The sequence below is a fragment of the Halomonas sp. genome (genome assembly GCF_041689495.1).
Lineage (GTDB): Bacteria > Pseudomonadota > Gammaproteobacteria > Pseudomonadales > Halomonadaceae > Halomonas.
Genome location: NZ_JBDNGD010000292.1, coordinates 1 through 1,116, shown reverse-complemented (window position 1 = coordinate 1,116; position 1,116 = coordinate 1). Strand labels below are relative to the sequence as shown.

Annotated in this window: 2 protein-coding genes and 1 pseudogene; all 3 read left to right on the top strand. The window is 63.9% G+C overall.

Annotation, left to right across the window (positions count from 1 at the left end; genetic code table 11):
* Nucleotides 1-506: rhodanese-like domain-containing protein (locus ACESMD_RS09870; protein WP_372612705.1), on the top strand; the 506-nt coding region annotated here is incomplete at its 5' end.
* A gap of 33 nt (nucleotides 507-539) precedes the next feature.
* The gene (locus ACESMD_RS09865; protein ID WP_372612703.1) at nucleotides 540-686 is read left to right on the top strand and encodes a hypothetical protein; all 147 of its coding nucleotides are present in this window, start codon (nucleotides 540-542) and stop codon (nucleotides 684-686) included.
* A gap of 15 nt (nucleotides 687-701) precedes the next feature.
* Nucleotides 702-920, top strand: a pseudogene (locus ACESMD_RS09860) (ATP-binding protein); the annotation flags it as partial.
* Nucleotides 921-1,116: the final 196 nt, after the last annotated feature.

The window sequence follows — 1,116 nt, the reverse complement described above, 5'->3', positions numbered from 1 at the left end:
TGGTGGAGGGCCTCGCGGAGCGTGGCGCTCGCTTTGCCTTCGACACGCCCGACCTCGTTCCCGCTACTCTCGACGAGGCGTTATCGCCCGATGTCCTCTGCCTGGATGCCCGACAGAGCATGCAATACCGCCAGGCACATCTGCCGAATGCCCACTGGGTCAATCGCTCGCTTCTCGACAGGCAACTGGCGAATGTTTCGCGGGAACAACCGCTCGTCCTGGTGGCGAACAGCGTCGGGGTGGCCGCCTGCCTGGTCAACAGTCTTGAGGCGCTCGGCTTCCCGCGTCCCCGATGGCTGGCCGCGGAGTTCGACGCCTGGCGGCGTGACGGGGTCCCGCTCGAGGCCACGCCCGACCAGCCTGCCGATGAGGACTGCATCGACTTCCTGTTCTTCGTCCATGACCGTCACGACGGCAACCTGGAGTCCGCCCGCCGCTATCTGGAATGGGAGACCGGCCTGCTCGACCAGCTCGACGAGGAAGAGCGCGGCACCTACTTGATGTGAAGCGCTTGCTCATTGCAGTGACATGATATCCCCGTGCAACCTGGCGAGCCTGCCCAGCAGCCCACCCTGGTTGAGCTGCCCGCCCAGGCCGAGGCCAACGAGGTCTCCTACCTGGCCTTCGCCGACATGCTGGTGGAGCACGAGCGCCAGACCCGCGAGGCCAAGCGGATCGACCTCTAACGGCGCCAGGCGGGGTTCCCCAGCGACAAGCGGTTGGAAGGGTTCGACTACCGGCACCAGACCACCATCACCAAGCGCCAGGTCAACGCCCTGCTCGACTTCGCCTTCCTCGACAACCGCGAGAACCAGGTGTTCATCGGCCCACCGGGGGTGGGCAAGACCCATTTGGGCATCGGTATCGGCCAGAAGGCCATCGAGGCGGGCTACCGGCTGAAGCAGAAGACGCTCAGCTGACGATCACGGGTGGGTCAATTTTGTTGACCGATAGTGGGTCACTTCTGATGGCCATTGACAAGTGGATCAAGCGAGCGGACGACGCCATGTATGCGGCCAAGAAAGCGGGCCGTAATCGAGTGGGATAAGACGCGCTCAGCGTCTCCCGGCGAATGAACCTGGTCTCAGCAGTGACTTTCCACCACGACTTGGTTGC